This window comes from Kribbella turkmenica, from assembly GCF_004348725.1.
In the GTDB taxonomy this organism is placed as follows: Bacteria; Actinomycetota; Actinomycetes; order Propionibacteriales; family Kribbellaceae; genus Kribbella; species Kribbella turkmenica.
In genome coordinates this window covers 1-15,312 of sequence record NZ_SMKR01000059.1, presented here as the reverse complement: position 1 = coordinate 15,312, position 15,312 = coordinate 1, and the positions used below count along the sequence as shown (strand labels likewise).

17 protein-coding genes and 1 pseudogene are annotated in these 15,312 nt (G+C 69.6%); 7 read left to right on the top strand and 11 right to left on the bottom strand.

Annotation, left to right across the window (positions count from 1 at the left end; all coding sequences use genetic code 11):
• Window positions 1-73 precede the first annotated feature (73 nt).
• The 6 genes and pseudogenes from E1218_RS15545 to E1218_RS38200 form a co-directional block, all read right to left on the bottom strand.
• Window positions 74-382, bottom strand: coding sequence for a DUF202 domain-containing protein (locus tag E1218_RS15545; RefSeq protein WP_132320654.1), 309 nt, complete (start codon window positions 380-382; stop codon window positions 74-76).
• Window positions 383-389: 7 nt separating this feature from the next.
• The gene (locus E1218_RS15540) at window positions 390-725 is read right to left on the bottom strand and encodes a YidH family protein (protein ID WP_132320652.1); all 336 of its coding nucleotides are present in this window, start codon (window positions 723-725) and stop codon (window positions 390-392) included.
• Complete coding sequence (locus E1218_RS15535; protein WP_132320650.1) at window positions 722-1,948, bottom strand: glycoside hydrolase family 3 N-terminal domain-containing protein; 1,227 nt, start codon at window positions 1,946-1,948, stop codon at window positions 722-724. The genes E1218_RS15540 and E1218_RS15535 overlap by 4 nt, the downstream gene beginning before the upstream one ends.
• Before the next feature lies 1 nt (window position 1,949).
• Window positions 1,950-2,435, bottom strand: a complete 486-nt coding sequence (locus E1218_RS37300; protein WP_233712247.1) for a MarR family winged helix-turn-helix transcriptional regulator — start codon at window positions 2,433-2,435, stop codon at window positions 1,950-1,952.
• Complete coding sequence (locus tag E1218_RS37295; RefSeq protein ID WP_456073746.1) at window positions 2,378-2,779, bottom strand: EamA family transporter; 402 nt, start codon at window positions 2,777-2,779, stop codon at window positions 2,378-2,380. The genes E1218_RS37300 and E1218_RS37295 overlap by 58 nt, the downstream gene beginning before the upstream one ends.
• A gap of 139 nt (window positions 2,780-2,918) precedes the next feature.
• Window positions 2,919-3,305: pseudogene (locus E1218_RS38200) on the bottom strand (DMT family transporter); the annotation flags it as partial.
• A 74-nt stretch (window positions 3,306-3,379) separates the two neighbouring features.
• On the opposite strand from E1218_RS38200, the gene E1218_RS15525 reads away from it, so the two are divergent.
• Window positions 3,380-4,000 (top strand): TetR/AcrR family transcriptional regulator, encoded by a 621-nt coding sequence (locus E1218_RS15525; RefSeq protein WP_132320646.1) that lies wholly within the window; start codon window positions 3,380-3,382, stop codon window positions 3,998-4,000.
• Here E1218_RS15525 and E1218_RS15520 read toward each other — a convergent pair.
• A complete protein-coding gene (locus E1218_RS15520) occupies window positions 3,997-4,659 on the bottom strand; it encodes a potassium channel family protein (protein WP_132320644.1) in 663 nt (220 codons plus the stop codon). The genes E1218_RS15525 and E1218_RS15520 overlap by 4 nt on opposite strands.
• Window positions 4,656-5,210, bottom strand: a complete 555-nt coding sequence (locus tag E1218_RS15515; RefSeq protein WP_132320642.1) for an acyl-CoA thioesterase — start codon at window positions 5,208-5,210, stop codon at window positions 4,656-4,658. The genes E1218_RS15520 and E1218_RS15515 overlap by 4 nt, the downstream gene beginning before the upstream one ends.
• Window positions 5,211-5,341: 131 nt before the next feature.
• Here E1218_RS15515 and E1218_RS15510 point away from each other — a divergent pair, with 131 nt between their 5' ends.
• A complete protein-coding gene (locus tag E1218_RS15510; RefSeq protein ID WP_132320640.1) occupies window positions 5,342-6,307 on the top strand; it encodes a hypothetical protein in 966 nt (321 codons plus the stop codon).
• 1 nt (window position 6,308) lies between these two features.
• On the opposite strand, the gene E1218_RS15505 is transcribed toward E1218_RS15510, so the two are convergent.
• Complete coding sequence (locus E1218_RS15505; RefSeq protein ID WP_132320638.1) at window positions 6,309-6,932, bottom strand: flavin reductase family protein; 624 nt, start codon at window positions 6,930-6,932, stop codon at window positions 6,309-6,311.
• A gap of 21 nt (window positions 6,933-6,953) precedes the next feature.
• On the opposite strand from E1218_RS15505, the gene E1218_RS15500 reads away from it, so the two are divergent.
• The 3 genes from E1218_RS15500 to E1218_RS15490 all read left to right on the top strand — a co-directional run bounded on the left by E1218_RS15500 (window position 6,954) and on the right by E1218_RS15490 (window position 9,956).
• Window positions 6,954-7,913, top strand: a complete 960-nt coding sequence (locus E1218_RS15500) for a phosphotransferase family protein (RefSeq protein WP_165949281.1) — start codon at window positions 6,954-6,956, stop codon at window positions 7,911-7,913.
• Window positions 7,914-8,014: 101 nt separating this feature from the next.
• A complete protein-coding gene (gene mgrA / locus E1218_RS15495) occupies window positions 8,015-9,049 on the top strand; it encodes an L-glyceraldehyde 3-phosphate reductase (RefSeq protein ID WP_132320634.1) in 1,035 nt (344 codons plus the stop codon).
• Between the two features lie 250 nt (window positions 9,050-9,299).
• On the top strand, window positions 9,300-9,956 hold the full coding sequence (locus E1218_RS15490; protein WP_132320632.1) for a hypothetical protein: 657 nt from the start codon (window positions 9,300-9,302) through the stop codon (window positions 9,954-9,956).
• A gap of 180 nt (window positions 9,957-10,136) precedes the next feature.
• Here E1218_RS15490 and E1218_RS15485 read toward each other — a convergent pair whose 3' ends face one another.
• The gene (locus tag E1218_RS15485; protein WP_132320630.1) at window positions 10,137-11,114 is read right to left on the bottom strand and encodes a TAXI family TRAP transporter solute-binding subunit; all 978 of its coding nucleotides are present in this window, start codon (window positions 11,112-11,114) and stop codon (window positions 10,137-10,139) included.
• Window positions 11,111-13,105, bottom strand: coding sequence for a TRAP transporter permease (locus tag E1218_RS15480; protein ID WP_233712246.1), 1,995 nt, complete (start codon window positions 13,103-13,105; stop codon window positions 11,111-11,113). The genes E1218_RS15485 and E1218_RS15480 overlap by 4 nt, the downstream gene beginning before the upstream one ends.
• 147 nt (window positions 13,106-13,252) lie before the next feature.
• On the opposite strand from E1218_RS15480, the gene E1218_RS15475 reads away from it, so the two are divergent.
• Both E1218_RS15475 and E1218_RS15470 read left to right on the top strand, forming a co-directional pair.
• Complete coding sequence (locus E1218_RS15475) at window positions 13,253-13,918, top strand: response regulator transcription factor (RefSeq protein WP_012918592.1); 666 nt, start codon at window positions 13,253-13,255, stop codon at window positions 13,916-13,918.
• Window positions 13,919-13,954: 36 nt separating this feature from the next.
• Window positions 13,955-15,295 (top strand): sensor histidine kinase, encoded by a 1,341-nt coding sequence (locus E1218_RS15470; protein WP_132320626.1) that lies wholly within the window; start codon window positions 13,955-13,957, stop codon window positions 15,293-15,295.
• Window positions 15,296-15,312: the final 17 nt, after the last annotated feature.

The window sequence follows — 15,312 nt, the reverse complement described above, 5'->3', positions numbered from 1 at the left end:
ATCCGCCTGGCCAACGTACCGCGTCGCGGTGAACTCGCACACCTGGACACGACCGGTGAGTAACCACTCGGACTCAGCGAGTGACGACCGCGTAGAGGTCGAAGAGACCGACGACCAGCACCAGACCGGCGGCCGCACGGAGCAGCCGATCGTGGCCGAGGGCATGGACCGGAGCCCCCTTGGTCCGGCGGTAGACGGCACTGACCGCGCCCCAGCAGGCCAGCGACAGGACCAGTACGACGATGCCGAGGCCGGTGCGGACGTCCGACGTACCGTGGCCGGAGGCAAGCAGGAGAACGCTGTTCGCGATCAGGCCGAGCGCGGTCCGGCGCCAGGCGAGCAGGGTGCGTTCGGGCTGCAGCCCGGGGTCGTTCGGCGTCATCTGCCGATCAGCGCCAGAGCGAGAACAGCAGGCCGATCAGGCCGACCACGCCGATCGTTGCCGCCAGCATCAACGGGATCCGGGTGACCGGCAGGCTGTTGCCGCGGCGCATGGCGGTCTGGTTCTGCTGCCAGCGGCGGAAAGCGCCTGCCGTGGTGACGATCCCCGCGGTGACCAGAACCACACCGATGATCTTGGCCGGCAGCCGGTCCGGGCCGAGATCCAGGAACTGCACAGCGGACAGACCGCCCGCATAGCAGGCCAGGGAGGTCCGCAGGTAGGCCAGATAGGTCCGCTCGTTGGCCAGGGTGAAGCGGTAGTCGGGTTCCTGCTCCTCGGTCATCCGCAGCTCACCAGACCGTGGCTCTCCTTGAGTGTCAGCACACGCCTCACGCTACCGGTGAGCTGAGCGGCGAACGCCTTGTCCTGCTCGGCCTTGGCGACCAGTGCGTTCACCATGGTCGCGGTCAGCCCGGCCGTGGCGTTGATCACGATGTCGCCGCCGGCCGCGACGAACCGGGTAGCCCGCTGGCTCGCCGGTACCGAGGCCACCTCAGCGGCCGCCCCGACGTCGTCGGTGATCACCACGCCGTTCCAGCCCAGGTCGCCGCGAACCATGCCCTGGATCACGGTCGGTGAGAACACCGCCCGGTTCTTCGCATCGATCCTCGTGTACGTCGCGGTCGCGATCATCACCATGTCGGCGCCGGCCTCGAGGCCGTCGGCGAAGGGCTGGAGGTCGTCGTCGCCGCGGACCGTCACGTTGTCGACCACACCGGAGGAGAAGTCGGTGTTGCCGCGCACCCTGCCCAGCCCCGGGAAGTGCTTGACCGAGGTCATCACCCCGGCCGCCTGCATGCCCCTCACGAACGCCTGAACCGGTGGCCCGACCTCGGCCGGCGTGTTGCCGAATTCCCGGTCCAGCTCACCGATCGGTGCGTTCTGGTTCTTCTGCGAGCTCGGTACGACGTCGGCCACCGGCGCCAGGTCGACGTTCACACCTGCCTGCCGGAGCTGGTCGCCCCAGCCCTCCGCCTCCGTCGTCAGCTTGGAGCCCGACCAGGTGCCTTGCACGGTCGCTGCCGGGATGCGGTCGAAGCCGGAACCCTTCAGACGCTGGATCTGACCGCCCTCCTGGTCCGCGGCGATCAGCGGACGGATGCCCTTGACCGTCGCCGCGGTGTTCACCGTGGCCATTGCCGTCCGGGTGTGCGAGAGGCTGCCGCCGCTGCCGAGGAGCAGGATGCCGCCAGGCCGCTGATTCCGCACGACCGGCCGCTGCGACGAGGTCATGCCGTTGGCGCTGATCCCGGTCATGATCAGCTGGGCCGCCTGTTCGCGCAGGGTGAGTGCCTGCAGCTTCTGGTCGACGCAGCTCGTCGGTGTCGGAGTTGGCGTCGGCCTGAAGGTCGGACTCGGTGTCGGGCTGGGTGCGGGCGAGGCCGACGTGGGCAGCGGGGCCGAGGACGAGGGCGCCGTACTCGGCCCGGCGGTGGGTGCGTCGGAGTCGCTGCAGCCGGCCAGCAGAAGTGCTGCCAGCACGACCGCCGCGGTGTGGCGCCTCATGTCAGCGGCGCTCCCACGCGGCCCGGTCGACCGTGTCGCCGGAATGCCGGGCGAGCGTCGCGCAGACGTCGTACAGGGCCTCGACCTGGTCCCCGGTGAGTGCGTCGAAGATCGACTTGCGGACCTCCTCGACGTGGCCGGGCGCGGACTCCACCAGCTTCTCCCGGCCCACCTCGGTGATGATCGCGACCTGGCCGCGACGGTCCGACTCGATGCCCTCGCGCCGTACCCAGCCTGCCTGCTCCAGCCGGTTCACCGCGTGCGAGAGCCGGCTGCGTGAGCCCTGGGTGGCCACGGCGAGCTCACTCATCCGCAGCCGGCCGTCCTTCGCCTCGGACAGCCGGACGAGGATCTCGTAGTAGGTGTGCGGGATTCCCGCGTCGCGTTGCAGTTGCTGCTCGATCCGGGTGTTCACCACCCGCTGGGCCGCTATCCACGCGCGCCAGGCCATCTGTTCGTTCTCGTCCAGCCACCGGGGTTCCGCCATCCCCGCAGCGTAGCCAGAACCGGTCCGGCCCGCTCGTCCAGCCTGATCAGGAGTACGGCGATGGCGCAGACCAGCATGCCGATCACGGCGAGTGGACCGATCGTCTCGTGGAACAGGAGGAAGGCGAACACCATCGTGGTGGGTGGCACGAGGTACAGCAGACTGCTGATTCGGGTCGCGCCGGACAGCTTCAGGTTGACCAGGTACAGACCCCAGCCGCCACCCGTTGCCAGCAGCACCAGCCAGAGGACGGCGCCGTAGAAGCCGGGTCGGCTCGGCACGGTCAGCTGGTCGGTCGACGCGGCAAGTGCGACGAAGAACACCGCGGAGACCAGGCTTTGCAGGCAGAGTGCAATCGAGTGAGTTGATGCTGGGCCTGCGGCGACGGTCCAGGCAGGTGCCGACGACCAGACCGAGCAGACCGCCGAAGGGCAGCAGGAACAGGAGCGGTGAGCCGTGAAGGTCGTCCGCCACGACCAGAGCGACGCCGCCGACGCCTGTCGCGAGTCCGATCCACTGACGTCGGCTCACGCGCTCCCCGAGCAGCGGGCCGGCGACTGTCGCGATCAGCAACGGCTGCAACGACCCGATGAGGGCGGTCAGACCGGCCGAGATGCCGTGATCGATCCCGGTGAAGATCAGCCCGAGGTACACGCATTGCGTCAGCAGCGCCATCCACACCTGGGCGCTCAGGTCCCTCCGGGTGATCGTCGGCCGCCGTACCCACAGGATCACCGCGGCCAACGCCCCCGCGACCAGAAACCGCCACGCGAGCAGGTCGAACGCGTTCGTGTACGCCGTGCCCCACCGCGCCCCGATGAAGCCACAACTCCAGAACACGACGAAGCCGGCCCCGGCGACCAGCGGCATCATCCTCCGCCGGGCGCGCACCGCGGTTGTCCTCATGCCAGCGAGGTAACCACACCGGTCGGTATACTGTCAGTATGCTCGATCAGCAGATGAGACTGCTGGTGGACCGCCGGCTACCGGTGGCCACCACCCTGACTCCCGCCGGCGAGCGGATCCTGACGGCCGCGTCGACGCTGTTCTACGAGCAGGGCATCCGCACCGTCGGGGTGGACACGATCGCCGACGCCGCCGAGGTGACGAAGAAGACGTTGTACGACCGGTTCGGCTCGAAGGACCGGCTGATCGCGGCGTACCTGGAACGGCGCAACCGGGTCTGGCACGAGTTCCTCGACGAGCAACTGGCGGCCCGTGAGCCGTCGACGCCGGAAGAGGTGATCCTGGCGCTGTTCGCCGCGTTGACCGACTGGGTCGCGGGCTCGCGGAACGGGTGCGGCTTCATCAACGCGAGCGTGGAACTGGCCGCGCCGGACCATCCGGCGATGCCGGTCATCGTGGGCCAGAAGCAGTGGATGCGGTCCGAGTTCGAGGCCCAGGCCGAGCTGGCCGGCCTCGCAGACCCTGGCGAACTGGCCGATCGGTTGTTGCTGCTGCACGAGGGTGCCCTGGTCAGCTTCCGGGTGGCCGCGATGGAGCATGCTCCGGAGGTGGCCTACCGAGCGGCGGCCGACCTGCTCGCGGGCTGGCCGCGGGCTTAGGTCCTGGTGCGCCGGGTGATGGTCAGCCCGACCAGGCGGGACACGACCATGGCGACGTACCCGAGTCCGGCCAACTGCTCGAGCATCACGACCGACCTGCCCCACGCCGTCACCGGCACGATGTCGCTCAGGCCCGTGCTGGACAGCGTGGTGAAGCTCAGGAACAGGAGCTCCATCCAGGTGCGGTCGCTGGTCGGATTCACGGGTGCCGTGAAGCTGCCCGGCACGAGCACCTGGACGAACGTGTAGACGTACGCGAAACCCCACGCCACCAAGGTGAACGTCGCACCGGTGGCGTAGAGCTCGTCCGTGCTGACGTCGTGGTCGGACAGCATGTACCGCAGCAGGCTGTAGGCCGCGTAGAAATAGAACGTCGCGTGCAGTACGGCGGAGACCGCCGCCACCGGCGCGGTCGGATTGAACGCGTCCACCAGTGAAAGGACCACAGCGGGGATGCCGAGTCCGATGCTGACCCAGGTCAGGCCTGGAGTGGCCCGGACGGAGAAGACGGCCAGGACCAGGACGAAGATGCCGAGGATCTCGAACGCCACCCGGCCACCGCGGGAGCCCTCCATCGCGGGGTAGACGAGGACGCCCAGGAGCTGCACCAGCAGCAGGACCGCCGACGGGTGCCGCCGCGCGTTGGCGAACCAGCTCACCGCACGTCCCCTCCGGCGTCTTCGGCCGCGCTCTCTGGTTCGCGGGCCTCCTCCTCGCGAGAGGCGACGATGGCCGCGCGCCGGGCGAGCCGGTGGCTGCGGCGGATCTCGGCCTCGCGCAGCCGGCGGCGGTCCTCGTCGGTCTCCGGAACCACCTGCGGCACCTCCCGCGGCTTGCCCTCGGAGTCGACCGCGACGAACACCAGGTACGCCGATGCCACATGCACCTCCGGTCCGACGGAATCCCAGCGATCGGCGGTGATCCGTACGCCGACCTCCATCGAGCTGCGCCCGGTCCAGTTGACCTGTCCGCTGAAGTGCACCACGTCGCCGACACGCACCGGGACGAGAAACGTCATCTCGTCCATCGACGCGGTGACCGCCGGACCGCCGGAGTGCCGCGCCGCCACCACGCCCGCGACCGAGTCGACCAGCGTCATGATCACGCCGCCGTGCACGGTGCCCAGCAGGTTGGTCTCGTTCTGGGCGGTGATGTGCGACAGCGACAACCGCGTCACCGAGGTAGGTCGCGACGACGGCGTGCTGGACATCCTGCTCCACTCCTCCCGAGCGCCTGACAGCTGTGGCCGCAGACTATCCCGGGCGGTTGTCCACAGGTTCGGAACGAGCCGCGGGAACTGGGGCCGATCCTCGTACTTTCTCTGGCGAGGAGGTGGCCACGATGACCATCGACAGCTCCACCGAACGTGCCCACGGCAACCACCCCGACCGGCCCGACCCGGTCCTGATCCCGCTGACCCGCGGCCAGGCGGCACGACTCGTGCGCCTCGGCCTCACCGCCGCGGCCCGGCTCGGTCTCGACGTGAGGTACGCGGGCGGCGCGGCGCTCGTCCCGGCCGAGCCGGCCGCGGACGGCCCACTGCTCGGCCTGAGCAACCTCGCCCGCGCCGTCTCCCACCACGAGGAGGACCGCTGGCCCGCACTGGTCGAGAAGCATTTCGTCCAGCTGTTGCAACGCCTCCGCCAGGGTCCTCCAACACCACCCGCGGACCCCGAGCGGGAGCTGATCCAGCGTCTCGCCCCACGGCACGGGCTCCCGCCCGGCTGGACGGCGGACCGTGCCGATTTCCTCCCTGGGCTGGTGTCGATCCCCGCGACCACGCAGGACGGCGTCGTCACGATGTACCTCGACCCGGCCGACTTCGGCCTCACCTGGTGCGACGCCGAGCGGTTCGGGCTGGCCAACCTCCGCCGGATCACCGATCACGTCGACTACGTCGAGGACGACGGCATCCAGGTCGCCGTGGTCACCGGGAGCCTCTTCGCCGCCTCCCGGGCCCTCGTCCTGGACACTGTCCTCCGCGAGTCCCTCCACCTCGAACTCCCGCGGTACGGCGTGCTCGCCGCCGTCCCGTCCCGCGATCTCCTGCTGATCCACGTGATCCGCGATCTCTCGGTGATCCCGGCGCTCGGGCTGATGCTCAACCTCGCGTCCCGCTCGTACACCCACGACCCCGGCCCGTTGTCCCCCGACGTCCATCTGGTCACCTCCGCCCTCGAGTGGCACCCCGCGACCATCCTGTCCGCGGACAGCACTCCGCTCCGGCTGTCACCTCAGCTGGACGCGCTCACCAGAGTCCTCGCCCTCGAAGAGCCGCAGTCCTCTGGCGGACCCGGTCATGCCTGACTCAGGACTGCGGGGGCGTGTAGTGACCAGGCCAGTCGGAGCGGCGGATCCGGGAGATCGAGCGGACCTCGCCGATCGTCGACCACTCGTCCCTGCCCAACCGGGCCAGCGGCCGGAGCCGTTGGATCTCCGGGTGGCCGTCGACCATGACCGCCTCGTCGACGGCGAGCTGACGGACCCGGCCGATCACCACGGTGCTGTCGCCGAGCTCCAGTGTCGTGTGCAGGGTGCACTCGATCGCCACCGGCGACTCAGCGACCCGCGGTACGGCGACGGTCCGCGAAGGTTCCGTGGTCAGGCCGACGGCCTCGAACTCGGAGATCTCCGCCGGGAAGTCGGTCGCGGTCGCGTTGACCTGCGCGAACAGCGGCTCGGCGGCGAAGTTCACCACGAACTCGCCGGTTGCCTCGACGTTGTTCAAGCTGTCCTTCCGGCCGACCGAGGTGAACTGCACCATCGGCGGCCGAACACACGACACCGTGAAGAACGAATGCGGGGCGAGGTTGAGCACTCCATCGGCGGACCTGCTCGACACCCACGCGATCGGCCGCGGCACCACCACAGAGTTCAGCGCGGCGTAGAACTCCCGTCGCCCGAGCTCCTCCGGATCCAGATCCACACGCACCTCCGCAGTACATCAAATCCGGTGGACGCCACCGTCCCCCGGCACAAGGATCGTGGGACCGAGGACGCGACGACGAGGGAGGTGCGGGTGGGCGACCACGACGAGATTCTGCAGGGCGCCACCGCGATCGGCCGGCGACACAGCGTGCCACCGCAGGACGTGGCCGAGGTCGCGGGCGGCGTCGCGAACCGTGGATTCGTGCTCGGCGAGGCGTTGTTCCTCCGGGTCGCGCGGCCCGGGTTCGAGGACGACCTGCGGAAGGAGGCGGGCGTCGTGCCCGTTGCCCGGTCGCTGGGGGTCCTGACGCCGGCCGTCGTCGAGTACGACGACAGCCGCGGACTGGTCGACGCGCCGTACGTCGTGATGGAGCGCGTGCACGGGGTCGAGCCGGTCGGCGTACCGGTGGGGCTCGGAGAGCAACTGGCCCGCCTGCACCGGGCCGAGCGGATCGATCTGCCCGGAGTTCCACAAGACGAACGCGACGATCCGTGGCGGACGGTCGACGACCTGGCGGAACGCGGGTACCTGGACCTCGGGACGGCGAAGTGGCTGAGCGGATGGTTCACCAGGCTGGCCGACCGGTTCGACCGGGGCGAACCGACGGTGCTGATTCATGGAGACGTTGCCTCGCACAACCTTCTGACCGGGCCGGACGGCGGGCTCCGCGCGCTGGTCGACTGGGGTGACGCCGCCTGGGCGCCACGCGGCATGGACTTCGCCAAGCTGCCGCTCGAACATGTCGCCGCGATCCTCCCGGAGTACCTCGGCGAGACGCGCGCCACGGCAATCGGTGTCGCGCCGCGGGAGGAGGAGATCGCCGCGGCCACGCTGTGGTTCCACCTGGATTGGGGTCTCGGCAAGCTCGCGGCCGAACCGTCGCCTGGTCGACGTCACTGGACGGCGCCGCCCGGTAGCCGGATCCTGGGTCTCCTGCGCTTCTTCGCCGCCGGCCCGCCCGCTGCCTGGTCCACCCTGACCTGACGACCGCATCAAGAAGGCCCGCTTCTGGCTGTCAGTGCTCGGGTTTCTGCCGTAAAACAAGGGGCTTGCACTTGTCGCGACATGAGGCAGACTGAGGTCTCGTGACTGATTACGTAGCCGCTCAGGACCGGTACGACGACCAGATGGCCTACCGGCGGACGGGGCGCAGCGGGTTGCAGCTGCCCGCGATCTCGCTGGGACTGTGGCACAACTTCGGCGACGACAAGCCGTTCGCCACGCAGCGCGACATCCTGCGCCGGGCGTTCGATCTCGGCGTCACGCACTTCGACCTGGCGAACAACTACGGTCCGCCGTACGGCTCGGCGGAGACGAACTTCGGCACGCACTTCGCCCGCGACTTCAAGCAGTACCGCGACGAGCTGATCCTGTCGACCAAGGCCGGCTACGACATGTGGCCGGGGCCGTACGGCCAGGGCGGCGGCTCGCGGAAGTACCTGCTCGCCTCGCTCGACCAGTCGCTGAGCCGGATGGGCCTGGACTACGTCGACATCTTCTACTCGCACCGGTTCGACCCGGACACCCCGCTCGAGGAGACGATGGGCGCGCTCGACGCCGCGGTCCGCTCGGGCAAGGCGCTGTACGCCGGCATCTCCTCGTACTCGGCGGACCGGACCCGGGAGGCGGCGCGGATCCTGCAGGAGCTCGGGACGCCGCTGCTGATCCACCAGCCGTCGTACTCGATGCTGAACCGCTGGATCGAGGAGGACCTGCTGGACACCGTCGGTGAACTGGGTGTCGGCGTGATCGCGTTCTCGCCGCTGGCGCAGGGTGTGCTCACCGACCGCTACCTGGGCGGCGTCCCGGCGGACTCCCGGGCGGCGCAGGGCAAGTCGCTGAACCCGGAGTCGCTGACCGAGGACACGCTGAAGCACGTCCGCGCGCTCAGCGAGATCGCCAAGGAGCGCGGCCAGTCCGTGGCGCAGCTCGCGCTGGCCTGGACGTTGCGTGACGACCGCGTGACCAGCGCGCTGATCGGCGCCTCCAGCGTCACCCAGCTGGAGAACAACCTCGCCGCGGTCAAGAACCTCGAGTTCACCGCGGAGGAACTGGAGGCCATCGACGCCGACGCGGTCGAGGCCGGTATCAACCTCTGGAAGACGAGCTCCGACGCCTGACAGTCGGCGTTCGCCAGCACCCCGCCCGGGCCGACCGATCAGGGTCGGCCCGCGCGGCCGGCGAGCAGATGCTGGCCTCGACATCGGCGGAGGGACGGCCGGCTGCTCGTCGTACCGCGGGCCGCGCGTCTGGCGAACGTGGAGCGGCCGGACGTGATCAGGCCGGCCGTCGCCGGTCACCTGCTGACGACGGTTGCACTCTCCGGGTGATGGGCACAGGCTGGGAGGAAGACCCCTGGAGGTGGTTGTCATGACCGCTTCGACGCTCGAACTGGCCCTGACCTACGAACACGCCCGGATCCGCGAGCTGGCCGAGCCGGCTCAGCACCCGGCCGCCGCGCACCCGGAACGCCGGCACCAGACCGACTGGTTCTACGCGATCGCGGCCCAGCACCTCGCCGCCGCCGAGGACGTCCTCCTCCCGCATGTGCGCCGCCTGCCGGACGGCGACGACCTGGTCACCACCTACGTCGGCAACGCCAAGGAACTGGAGCGGTCGCTGCGATTCCTGAAGGGGCGCCAGTACGGCGACAGTCGCATGCAGGACCTGACGTCGCGCGAGGTGTGGCAGTCGATCGACCGGCTGCTCGCCGAGCACGAGCAACTGGAGACCGCATACAGCCGGCAGCTCAGCGGCCAGATGGACGACTCCGACGTCAACTCGCTGACCGAGCAACTGCTCGAGGCGGAGGAAGTCGCGCCGACCCGAGCACACCCGTACTCACCGCACACAGGGATGGCGGGACGGCTGGCGCACCGGATGTGGCGAGTCGCCGACACCGCGTGGGACAGCGCCGAAGGCCGCGTCGTACCGACCAAGTACCACGTGCACCCCAAGCGCGACTCGGCGTTGTCGCACTACCTCTACGGCACGCCGATGCCGGAGACCGAGGAAGACGCCCGCTGACGACGAAGGCCGGGCCCGGTGTCCTCCGGATGCCTCCGAAGGGCCGGGCCCGGCCGCCTGCTCTCACTGCGCCTGGTTGTGAGAGCCGGCTGCGGTCCCGCCGTCCGCTGCGCCTGGTGTGCGGAGGTGGGACCTACGTCCTCCTCCGCTGCGCCTGGTGTGCGGGGAGGACGGTCCGGGTTATCTGAGCCCGTCGATCGCCTTCTTCGCGCCCGGGTGGACCTCCACCGGATCGGTCTTGTCGGCGTTCGCCAGGTCGATGCCCTTGGCGGCGGCGTTCACCGCGACGAGGGCGTCCTTGTTCTCGTAGATGACCTTGGTCAGCTGCTCGGCCAGGTCGTCCTTCATGTCCTTGCGGACCAGCAGCACGTTCGGTACGACGATGGTCGCGACGTCAGCCGGCTGCTTGTAGGTCGCCGCCGGGATCGGCGCCTGGGAGTAGACCGGGCCGTACTTCTCCTGCATCTTCGGCAGCAGGTCGACGATTGGGATGAGCTTCACGTTCTTGCCCATGCTCGTGGTCAGGTCGGTGATCCCACCGGTCGGCAGACCGCCGGACCAGACCAGGGCGTCGATCGACCCGGACTTCATCGCGTCCACCGACTCCGGCAGCCCGAGCCGCTGCGCGGTGACGTCCTTGGCCGGGTCGAGACCGGCCGCCTCGAGCAGGCGCCGGGCGATCACCTCGGTGCCGGAGTTCGGCGAGCCGGTCGAGACCCGCTTGCCCTTCAGGTCGGCGATCGTGTTGATGCCGGCCGAGGTGCGGACGGCGACCTGCGTGTAGTTGTTGTACAGCCGGGTGAGCGCGACCACTTCCTGCGGCGTCGTGAAGCTGTTCTCTCCCTTCACGGCGTCGGCCGCGGTGTCACCGAGGGAGAACGCGATGTCGTAGTTGCCGGCCACCAGGCCCTGGACGTTCTGCACCGACGCGCCGGTCTCGCTCGCGGTCGCCCGGTAGCCGGACACCTTCTGCGAGATCAGCGACGCCAGCGCACCGCCGAGCTGGTAGTAGACGCCGGTGGTGTTGCCGGTGGCAATGGTCAGCCGGCCGCCGTCGGCCGAACCGGATCCGGAGGGTTCCCGCTGGCCACCGCAGGCGACCAGCGAGGTGGCCGCGGCGAGCGCCACCAGGGTGGCGGGGAGGCGACGGATTCTCATGGAGCGACCGATCCTTCCGTTGGTCCGGCCTGACGTGAACGCCGGATCAGGTTGATGACGACGGCAACAAGTAGCAAACAGATTCCGGCCCCGATGGTTACGGGGGTCAGGTAGAGCAGCAGCAACGCGGCCGGCACGCACAACGAACGCTCGATCCAGCTGGTGGCCACCACGATCCACCCGCCGGTGACCACCGCGAGCGCGGCGACCGCCAGCATCGAGACCGCCAGCGTCCACACCATGCCGGCGAACGCTCCCTGACCCAGCAGGTGCGCGCCGTTGTCGGTCAGCACGAACGCGAACGGGACCAGGAACGCCGGCAGCGTGTACTTCCACGCCTGCCACATCGTCGACATCACCCGGCCGCCGGTGATCGCGGACGTGGCCACCGCGGCCAGCGCGGTCGGCGGCGACACCTCCGACAGCACGGCGTAGTAGAAGATGAACATGTACGCCTCGGGCTGCGTCACCCCGAGCTGCACCAGCGCCGGCGCGATGATCACGGCCGCGATGATGAACGACGCGGTCACCGGCACGGCCAGGCCGAGGATCAGTACGGCGAACGCCGACAGCACCACGGTCAGGATCAGCACCACGGTGTGGTTGTCGGTCAGCCCGCGGGCCGCGTCGACGATGATCTCGGCCAGGTTCAGCCCCAGCCCGGTCTGCGTGGTGACCGCGACGATCACGCCGGCGGTCGCACAGGTGGCCGCCACCGGCAGCACCGAACGGGTGCCCTGGGCAAGCGCCTTGAACAGCCTCCCGGCGGTCAGCCGGTGCTCACGGTCCAGGAACGACAGCCCGAACTGGACGATCACCGCGTAGACCACGGCCTTGAACGGCGGGACGCCGACCGCCATGAAGCCGACGATCACGAACAACGACAGGAAGTGGTACCCGAACCGCAGCAGCAGCCGCAGCGCCGAGTTCGTGGACGTCTCGGTCGACGTCGTGCCGTGCCGGCGGGCGTCCATCTCGATCGCGAGCAGGATGCCCAGGTAGTACAGGATGGTCGGGATGACGGCGTACCCGAGGACCGTCAGGTAGGACACCTGCAGGAATTCGGCGATGATGAACGCGGCCGCGCCCAGGGTCGGCGGCGACAGGATCGCGCCGATGCCGGCCGCGGCGAGCATGCCGCCGGCCGGTTCGGCCGGGTAGCCGGCCCGGCGCAGGATCGGCCAGGACACGGTGCCGAGCGACACCGCGGTCGCCGTCCCCGAACCGGAGACGCTGCCGAGCAGGAAGCCGGCCAGCGTGACGGTGCGCCCGGGCGCCGTCCGGCTGCGCTTGAAGGCCGCGAACGACAGGTCGATGAAGAACTTCCCGGCCCCGGAGTAGTCCAGGACGGCACCGTAGATGGTGAACAGCACGATGTAGCTGGCAGCGACGGCCAGCGGGGTGCCGTAGAAGCCGGCCGTGCCCATGGTGAACTGCGCGATGATCGCGTCGAAGTTGAAGCCCTGGTGCGCGAGTGACCACGTGTAGGGCAGATACCCGCCGTAGTACGCGTAGGCGACGAACAACAGGCTGAACGCCGGCAGCACCCAGCCGGTCGTCCGGCGGCAGGCCTCGAGCAGCAGCACCAGAAGCAGGGCGCCGACGAGTATGTCGACCATCGTCGGCGCCTGGCGTCGTTCGAGATACCCGTCGAAACCGAAGAGTGGATAGACGCAGACCGCGAAGGCGACAACGGCCAGGATCCAGTCGGTGATCCCGGGGTCGTCATGGGCGCGGTTCTTGAGCGGGTTCAGGAACGCCGGCACCTTCCAGCCGCGGTAGCTGAGCAGCGTGACCGGCAGAACGGCTGCGAGAAAGATCACCAGGTAGAACTGGGTGCCTTGTGGTAGAGGAAAGAAGACCTGCAGCAGCACGCCGACGCTGACGATTGCGCACCAGACCGCAATCACCGTGTCCAGGGCAGGCCGGAGCCGCCGAGCGGGCCGTTCCTGCTCGTACTCGGCGAGCTCGTCGTCGGAGGGCGCGGTCAAGCCGCCCCCCGTCCCGATACCGACAGTCACTACCGGTTCCCTCCTGTGGCCGGAAGGCTAATCTTGCTGAACACTGCGTGGAGTCGCGTGATTACGTCTTTACCAAGATCTGACACACATGAGCGCCTCCTGGCCTACGATCACCGCATGAGTGGCGCCGTCAGGATCCTGTTGGTCGAGGACGATCTCGATATCGCGAATGCCCTGATACCCGCCTTGCGGCGCTACGGCTTGATGGTGACACATGTCCGGACGGCCGCGGATGCCCTCGCGGCGGACCCCGGCGACCTGGTCCTGCTGGACCTGGGCCTGCCGGACGGGGACGGGATCAACGTGTGCCGGCAGATCCGCACGGTCTCCGACGTGCCGGTGATCGCGGTGACCGCGCGCGGCGAGGCGGCCGACCGGGTCCGCGGGTTGCGCAGCGGCGCGGACGACTACGTGGTCAAGCCGTTCGCGATATCCGAACTCCTGGCCCGGATCGATGCTGTACTTCGTCGTACCGGCCTCTTGCAGCCCCGCCCCCGGGTGACCGTCGGCGACCTGACCGTGGACATCGAGGCCCGGACCGTCCAGGTCGCGGACAAGCCCATCAGCCTGACCCGCAAGGAGTTCGACGTGCTAGCTGTGCTGGCCGCTCACCACGGCCGGGTGGTCCCCCGCGAACAGGTCGCCCTGTACGCCTGGCAGTCCGTCTTCGAGGCCTCGTCGCGGACGATGGACGTGCACGTGGCCAGCCTGCGGGCCAAGCTCGGCCGCCCCGAGCTGGTGCAGACCATCCGCGGCGTGGGTTACCGCCTGGGTTCGGACTGACCGTTGCGCCGTCGTCTGCTGCAGTCACTCGTTCCGATGGTCATCATCCTGGCCGTCGTCGCCGCCGTACCGCTGGCCAACTACATCGCCACCAGTACGTCGCGGACGCTGTTCCTGTCCCGCAGCAACGACGCGGACTGGTTCGCCACCATGGCGGAGTCGCCGCTGCAGTCCGGTGACATCGCCAACCTGCGCGAGCTGGCCGTCCGGTACCACGAGCTCTACAACACGCCGGTGTTCGTCGTCGACGTCGACCGGCGGGTGGTGGCCACCTCGCGCTCCGGCGTCGAGGTGAACGAGCCGGACCTGAAGGTCGCGCTCGACAGCACGCTGGCCGGCCGCCTCCCGGCGGAGCCGCCGGCGCTGTTCCCGTGGCGCACCGGCGAGATGGTGGTCGCCCGCCCGGTCGTGAACAACGGCCGGGTACTCGGCGCCGCCGTACTGCGGGTGCCGACCGAGAAGGCCCGCGACCAGGTGCAGAGCGGGCTGCTCCTGCTCCTCGGCGGTCTGCTGATCAGCATCGGCGCGATCGTCATCGGCATCGTCCGGCCGATCACCCGCTGGGTGCTGCGGCCGCTGAACGACCTCGACAACGCGACCCACCAGATCACCCGCGGCGCCCTGGACACCCGGGTGTCCACCGACGGCCGCGCACCGGAGCTGCGCCGGCTCGGCGACAGCTTCAACTCGATGGCCCTCAGCCTGCACCAGGCACGCCAGCGCGAGCGCGAGTTCGTTGCCGACGCCTCCCATCAGCTCCGGACGCCGCTGACCTCGGCGCGGATCCACATCGAGGGTCTGTCCCGGCTGTCGCCGACGGCCCGGTTCGCGCTCAGCGACATCGACCGGCTCGGCCGGATCGTCCAGCGGCTGTCCCGGCTGGCCGGCTCGGACCGCCCCGGGGCCGATGCCGACAGCAACGAGGCGCCACTGGACCTGGCCCAGGCGGTGAAGGAGCGGCTGGTCGGCTGGAAGGCCGTGTACGCCGCCGACGACATGGAATTGGTCATCGGCGAGATGGTGCCGGGCGGCGTCGCCCCGGAGCTCGAGGTGGACGACATCCTCGACGTCCTGCTCGACAACGCCTCCAAGTACGGCGCCCCGCCGGTGGAGGTGTCGGTCACCCGGGACGGTACCGAGGTGGTGCTGTCGGTCCGCGACCACGGCCTCGGGCTCGGCTCGCGCGACCTGAAGAAGGTCGGCGAGCGGTTCTGGCGGAGCGCGCACCACCGGGAGATGCCGGGGACCGGTCTCGGGCTGGCGATCGTCCGCTCCGAGGCGGCCCGGGTCGGCGGCCGCGTGGCAGCCCGCCCACCGATCGGCGGCGGCCTGGTGATCGAGGTCCGCGTCCCCCTGATCGACGACTACGACGCCTGATCCACCCGCCCCCAAAC